Source organism: Streptomyces calidiresistens (assembly GCF_014141525.1).
GTDB lineage: Bacteria > Actinomycetota > Actinomycetes > Streptomycetales > Streptomycetaceae > Streptomyces > Streptomyces calidiresistens.
On sequence record NZ_VKHS01000287.1, the window covers coordinates 1 to 6,152 of the forward strand.

Here is a 6,152-nt window from a genome sequence, read left to right on the forward strand (position 1 = left end):
CCCGAGAGCCCCGGCGACCCCGTGGACCCCGGCGGTCCCCCGCAGCCCGGCGGCCCGCCCGACCCGCGCCTGCGCCTGCTCGGCATCCGTGAGACCGCCCTGTCCGTGCCCGAGGTCCTGGCGGCCATCGGCGACCACGAGGCCGGCGGCACCGCCCTGTTCGTCGGCACCGTCCGCAACCACGACGGCCCGGCCGATCGCGCGCCCGTCACCTCACTGGCGTATTCGGCCCATCCGAGTGCGGCGGTGGAGCTGCGGAGGGTCGCCGAACGGGTGGCGGCGGACTTCCCGGTGCGCGCCCTGGCCGCCGTTCACCGGATCGGAGGACTCGCCGTCGGTGACCTCGCGGTGATCGTCGCGGTCGCCTGCCCGCACCGCGGGGAGGCCTTCGACGCCTGTCGGCGCCTGATCGACGACCTCAAGGCGACCGTCCCGATCTGGAAACACCAGACCTTCGCGGACGGCACCTCCGAGTGGGTGGGCGCCTGCGGCTGACCCCGTGTCACCCGGTGCCGCGGACCCCGTCCGCGCCCCCGGGCGGGGCCACCCGGTGCCGCCGGCCGGGAACCCCTCCGCTTGCGTGACCCGTTCACCCATCGGAGCGTTGGGGTCACCGGGCAGGTTCTTCCCCCGACGACCGCGCGCTCCGGTTCGCGGTCCGGAGTCGAGACGGGAGGTGGCGTCGTGGCGGCACTGGTGTGGTTGGTCATCCCACTGGTGGGCGTGCTGATCGCGGGCGGGTGGAGCATCGTGGCGAGTCGACGGATGTCCGGGGCCGGCGGGGCCGACGACACCGCCGGCGTCCGGCGCCACCAGGCGTTCCGCGAGGCGATGGAGCGGTCGGTGCGCGGGGCCGACGGCCTCGGGTGAACCCCACCCGCGGGCCGACGAACGGCCCCCGGGTGCCGTACTGTCGGCTCATGCCACGCCGTACCGCCTCCCTGCTGACCTCCGGTCTGCTCCTGATCGGTCTGCTCTTCGCGGCCGTCCTGGTCAGGGTGCCCTACGCGGAGATGTCACCGGGGCCCACGGTCAACACGCTGGGTGAGCACAACGGCAGCCCCGTGTTGAACATCTCGGGCGAGGAGACCTACGAGACCAGCGGAAACCTCAACATGACGACGGTCCGGGTGACCGGCGTGAACTTCCGCATGAGTCTCTTCGAGGCGGTGCGCGGCTGGCTGGCGGGTGGCAGCGCGGTCGTCCCCTACGAGACGCTCTATCCCGAGCGCCGCACCGCCGACGAGGTGGAGCAGATCAACGCCGAGGAGTTCAGCCGCTCGCAGGAGACGGCCAAGGTCTCGGCCCTGCGCGAGTTGGGTTACGAGGTCGGTACCCGGACCATCGTCTCCTCGGTCGTGAAGGACGGCCCCGCCGAGGGAGTGCTCCGCGCGGGCGACGTGATCGTGGCGGTGGACGGCGAGGAGATCGGCGAGCCCTCGGAGGTGGCGGAGCGGGTCACCGCCCGCGAGCCGGGCGACCCGGTCGTCTTCACCGTGGACCGCGTCCCCGGCGGGGACGAGGGGGCCGACGGCGCCGAGGGGGAGGCCGGTACGGCCGAACCACCGGCCGGCGGCAGCGGCGACACCGCCGAGGCGGAGCGTCTGGAGCTCACGGTGGACTCCACCGCGGCCGAGGACGACGGCCGGCCCATCGTCGGCATCTCCGCCGGGGTCGGTTACGACCTGCCCTTCGACATCGACATCGAACTGGCCGATGTCGGGGGCCCCAGCGCCGGCCTGATGTTCGCGCTCGGGCTGGTGGACAAGCTCACCGAGGAGGACCTCACCGGCGGGGAGTTCGTGGCGGGTACCGGCACCATCACCGCGGAGGGCCGGGTCGGGCCGATCGGCGGTGTGGCCATGAAGACCATCGCCGCCCGGGAGCAGGGCGCCTCCTGGTTCCTCACGCCGTCCGCGAACTGCGCCGCCGCCGCGGCCGACCCGCCGCAGGGCCTCGCCCTCGTCGAGGTGGAGACCCTGGAGGGCGCGCTGGACGCCCTGGAGGAGATCCGTTCCGGGGCCGATCCGGAGAGCCTGCCGCTCTGCTCGCGGGCGGACTGAGACCGTCCGGTCCGCCCCCGACGGGGGCCGGACCGGACGGGGGGCGGCCTCAGCCCTCGAAGGTCGCGGCCAGGGCCTCGGTGAGCCCGGGCACCAGGTCCGGGCCGGTCATCACCTCGGTCTCCGCGTCCCGCGTGCGCAGCCGCAGCGCCGACTCGCGCTCACCGTCGCGCAGCACCCCCACCGTCATCCGCACCTCCTGCCGCTCCGGGTGCTCGGCCACCCAGCGGGCCAGGGCGTCGATGTTCTCCTCCCGGCGCAGTTCCCCCGGGATCTCGGACTCGGCGGACGGCGGCAGCATCAGGCGCTCCACGCACAGCGCGCAGCCCGCCACGGCGTCCGGCCAGGCGATGCCGGCGAGGAACTCGTCCAGCGGCGCGTCCGCGGGCAGCTCGTCCTGTTCGATCGGGGTCAGGGAGGGGCCGCCGACCCCGGGGGCGGTCCCGGTTCCTCCCGGTCCGTCCTCGTCCAGACCCAGCCGCTCGGCCAGCTCGGGCTCCTCGGTGCGCAGCCGGTCGGTGTCCACCAACGCGAACAGGCGGGCCGGGCCGTCCCAGCCCAGGCCCGAGGCGTAGGCGTCGATCTCCAGAAGTGCCCTGGTCAGAGGGCGTGCGGCGACAGGGGTGCCGGAGTCGCCGGCGGTCACGGGTGCGTCGGGTGCGTCGGGTGATGTGTTGTCCATCCCCATATCGTGCCGCCCCGTACCCCGGAAACGGGAACCGGGTAAAGCTTGAGTAAGTTACTCAAGTGGGGTCCCCTAGGCTGGGCCCGCCGTTATCCGCTCCGAATCTTTGAGGTGCGCACCTTGGCTTTCCAGATGCCGGACCGGGGCTCGGGTCGCCCCAACGGTCCCAGAGGACCCAGAGGACCCAGGGGGGGAGGTCCGGGTGGGCCCGGTGCGCCGGGCTTCGCCCTGGGGCGTCCGTCCGGGGGCGCCAAAACCCTGTTGATCACCGCCGCCATCCTGGCGGGCCTGGTGATCCTGTTCGCGATGTTCGCCGGATTCTGGACGGACTGGAAGTGGTACCAGTCCGTCGACTTCACCACGGTGTTCACCACGCAGCTGGTGACCCGCATCGTGATGTTCGCGGTCTTCGGGCTGATCATGGCCCTCGCCGTGGGCTTCAACATCTGGCTCGCGCACCGGCTCCGGCCGCCGCTGAGCGCGATGTCGATGGAGCAGCAGAATCTCGACCGTTACCGGATGAGCATCGCCCCCTACAAGAAGTGGGTGCTCATCGCCGCGGCCCTGCTGATCGGCCTCATCGCGGGCGGATCGGCGTCCGGGCAGTGGCGCACCTGGCTGCAGTGGGTCAACGGCACCCCGTTCGGCGTGACCGACGCGCAGTTCGGGATGGACATCTCCTTCTTCGCCTTCGACTACCCCTTCTACCGTTTCCTGATCGGCTTCGGCTTCGCCGTGGTGGTGCTCTCCCTGCTGGCCGCGGCGGCCACCCATTACCTGTATGGCGGGCTGCGGGTCACCACCCCCGGCAACCGGATCACCCCGGCCGCCACCGGCCACCTCTCCGTCCTGGTGGGCCTCTTCGTGGCCCTCAAGGCGGTGGCCTACTGGTTCGACCGCTACGGGCTGGCGCTCAAGAGCAGCGACTTCCGCGACGCCGACGGCTGGACCGGCCTGCGGTACGTGGACGCCAACGCCTACCTGCCGGCGCGGACCATCCTGACCATCATCGCGGTCATCTGCGCGGTGCTGTTCTTCGCCACCCTGTGGCGCCGCACCTGGCAGCTCCCGGTCATCGGCCTGGGCCTGATGGTGCTCTCCGCAGTGCTGATCGGCAGCGTCTACCCGGCGCTGGTGCAGCAGTTCCAGGTCCGCCCGAACGAGCAGGCCATGGAGACGCCGTACATCCAGAAGCACCTGGAGGCCACGAAGGAGGCCTACGGGATCGACCGGGCCGAGAAGCAGGCCTTCGGTCGCCAGGAGGCCGGGCTGGTCACCGACGAGAACCGCGACGAGCTGCGGAACGCGGTGCGGACCACCGCCAGCATCCGCCTGGTCGACCCGAACGTCATCTCCCCGGCCTTCCAGCAGCTCCAGCAGATCCGCGGCTACTACTCCTTCGCGGACACGCTGGACGTCGACCGCTACCCGGTCGGGAACGGCGACCAGGACACCGTGATCGGTGTCCGTGAGATCAACATCGACGGTCTGCCGGACCGCAACTGGATCAACGACCACTTCCGCTACACCCACGGCTTCGGCGTGGTGGCCGCGCGGGGTGACGAGATCCTGGGCAACGGCACCCCCGACTTCATCGAGAAGGAGCTGCCGCCGGAGGGCGAGCTCGGCGAGTACGAGCCCCGCATCTACTTCGGTGAGGCGACCACCCAGTGGTCGATCGTGGGTGGTCCGCAGCCCGAGCTGGACTACATCCGCGGCGACTCCGGTGAGGACGAGACCGAGGCTCCCGCCGTCCCCGAGGGCGACCTGGAGGAGGGCCTCGACGAGGGCACCGAGGGCGCCGAGGAGGGCACCGACCCCGACGCCGCCGAGGGCGAGGCCGAGGCCCCGGCCGAGGACATGCCCGAGCCCGGCCAGGAGGTCGACTACAGCTACACCGGCGAGGGCGGTGTCGAGCTGAGCAACTACTTCACCCGGGCCGCCTACGCCCTGACCCTGGGCGAGCCGCAGATCCTGTACTCCGGCGCCATCGGCGAGGGGTCGCGGATCATGTACCGGCGCACCCCGACGGAGCGCGTGGAGGCGGTCGCCCCGTGGCTGACCATCGACGCCGACCCGTACCCGGCGGTGGTGGACGGTCGGGTGCAGTGGATCGTGGACGGCTACACCACGAGCAACGGCTACCCGTACTCCTCGCGCACCGTGCTGGACCAGGCCACCGCCACCGCGCTCACCGACGCGCAGCGGCAGGTGCTGGCCCAGCAGAACCAGATCAACTACATGCGCAACTCCGTGAAGGCCACGGTCGACGCCTACAGCGGCGAGGTCGTGCTCTACGAGTGGGAGGAGAACGAGCCGGTCCTGGAGACCTGGATGAAGGCCTTCCCCGACACGGTCACGCCGCGTGAGGAGATCAGCGACGAGCTGATGGCCCACCTGCGGTACCCGCAGGACCTGTTCAACGTGCAGCGGGACCTGCTCCAGCGGTACCACGTGGACTCGGCGAGCCTGTTCTACGCCGGTGGTGAGCGCTGGGAGGTGCCGGACGACCCGACCCAGCCGGGCAACTCGGTTCCCGCGTACTACCTCAGCATGCGGATGCCGGACCAGGAGGCCCGCACCTTCTCGCTGACCACCACGTTCAACCCGAGGGACCGCGAGACGCTGGCCGCCTACATGGCGGTGGTGGCGGACGCGCGCAGCGACGACTACGGGACCATGCGGATCCTGACGCTGCCGAACAACACCACCACCCCGGGTCCGCAACAGGTGCAGAGCCGGTGGAACGCCGAACCCGATATCGCCGAGTCGATCAACCTGCTGCAACGCGGTGACTCGGAGGTCGAGTACGGCAACCTGTTGACCGTGCCACTGGGAGACGACCTGCTCTACGTGGAGCCGGTCTACGTGCTCGGCGCGGGCGCCAACTACCCGCGCATGCAGCGGGTGCTGGCCTCCTACGGCGACGAGTTGGCCTTCGAGGCCTCCCTGGAGGCGGCGCTGGACACCCTGTTCGGCGTCACCGAGACGGGCGAGGAGCCGGATGACACCCCGCCCGTCGGGGAGGGTGAGGAGCCGGAGGAGACCCCGGACGCCACGGCCGACCTCGCCGACTGGATCGGTGAGGCCCTGGAGGCGCAGGAGGAGGCCGACGCGGCCCTGGCCGAGGGTGACTGGGCGGCCTACGGCGAGGCGCAGGACAAGCTCGCCGAGGCGCTGCGGCGCATCTCGGAGGTCGAGGAGGCCGCGCGCACCGAGGACACCGGTGACGACGCCGCGGACGACGCGGAGGAGGAGACCGAGGAGTGATCCCGGCCGGTCCGGCCCCCGATCACGGGGGCCGGACCGGTCCTCCCGATTCGACGGATCGACGGACGGCCGGCCGTTCCCGCGCACCGCGGGGGCGGCCGGCCGTCCGTTGTCCCGGAGGGGCGGGGACGGGC

At 71.7% G+C, this 6,152-nt stretch carries 5 protein-coding genes; 4 read left to right on the forward strand and 1 reads right to left on the reverse strand.

The annotated features are described in order from the left end of the window. Nucleotides 1–21: 21 nt before the first annotated feature. From FOE67_RS13470 to FOE67_RS13480, 3 genes are all read left to right on the forward strand, one after another. A complete protein-coding gene (locus tag FOE67_RS13470) occupies nt 22–495 on the forward strand; it encodes a molybdenum cofactor biosynthesis protein MoaE (RefSeq protein ID WP_182663960.1) in 474 nt (157 codons plus the stop codon). A gap of 189 nt (nt 496–684) precedes the next feature. Beyond that, nucleotides 685–870, forward strand: a complete 186-nt coding sequence (locus FOE67_RS13475; RefSeq protein ID WP_182663955.1) for a hypothetical protein — start codon at nt 685–687, stop codon at nt 868–870. 50 nt (nt 871–920) lie between these two features. Further along, nucleotides 921–2,063 carry a YlbL family protein gene (locus FOE67_RS13480; protein WP_182663957.1) on the forward strand — a complete coding sequence of 381 codons (1,143 nt, stop codon included), beginning with the start codon at nt 921–923 and terminating at the stop codon, nt 2,061–2,063. 49 nt (nt 2,064–2,112) lie between these two features. On the opposite strand, the gene FOE67_RS13485 is transcribed toward FOE67_RS13480, so the two are convergent. Next, entirely contained in the window at nt 2,113–2,745 is a 633-nt protein-coding gene (locus FOE67_RS13485; RefSeq protein WP_182663959.1) for a PPA1309 family protein, read from the reverse strand. Nucleotides 2,746–2,880: 135 nt separating this feature from the next. On the opposite strand from FOE67_RS13485, the gene FOE67_RS13490 reads away from it, so the two are divergent. Then, nucleotides 2,881–6,018, forward strand: a complete 3,138-nt coding sequence (locus tag FOE67_RS13490) for a UPF0182 family membrane protein (RefSeq protein WP_182663962.1) — start codon at nt 2,881–2,883, stop codon at nt 6,016–6,018. Nucleotides 6,019–6,152: the final 134 nt, after the last annotated feature.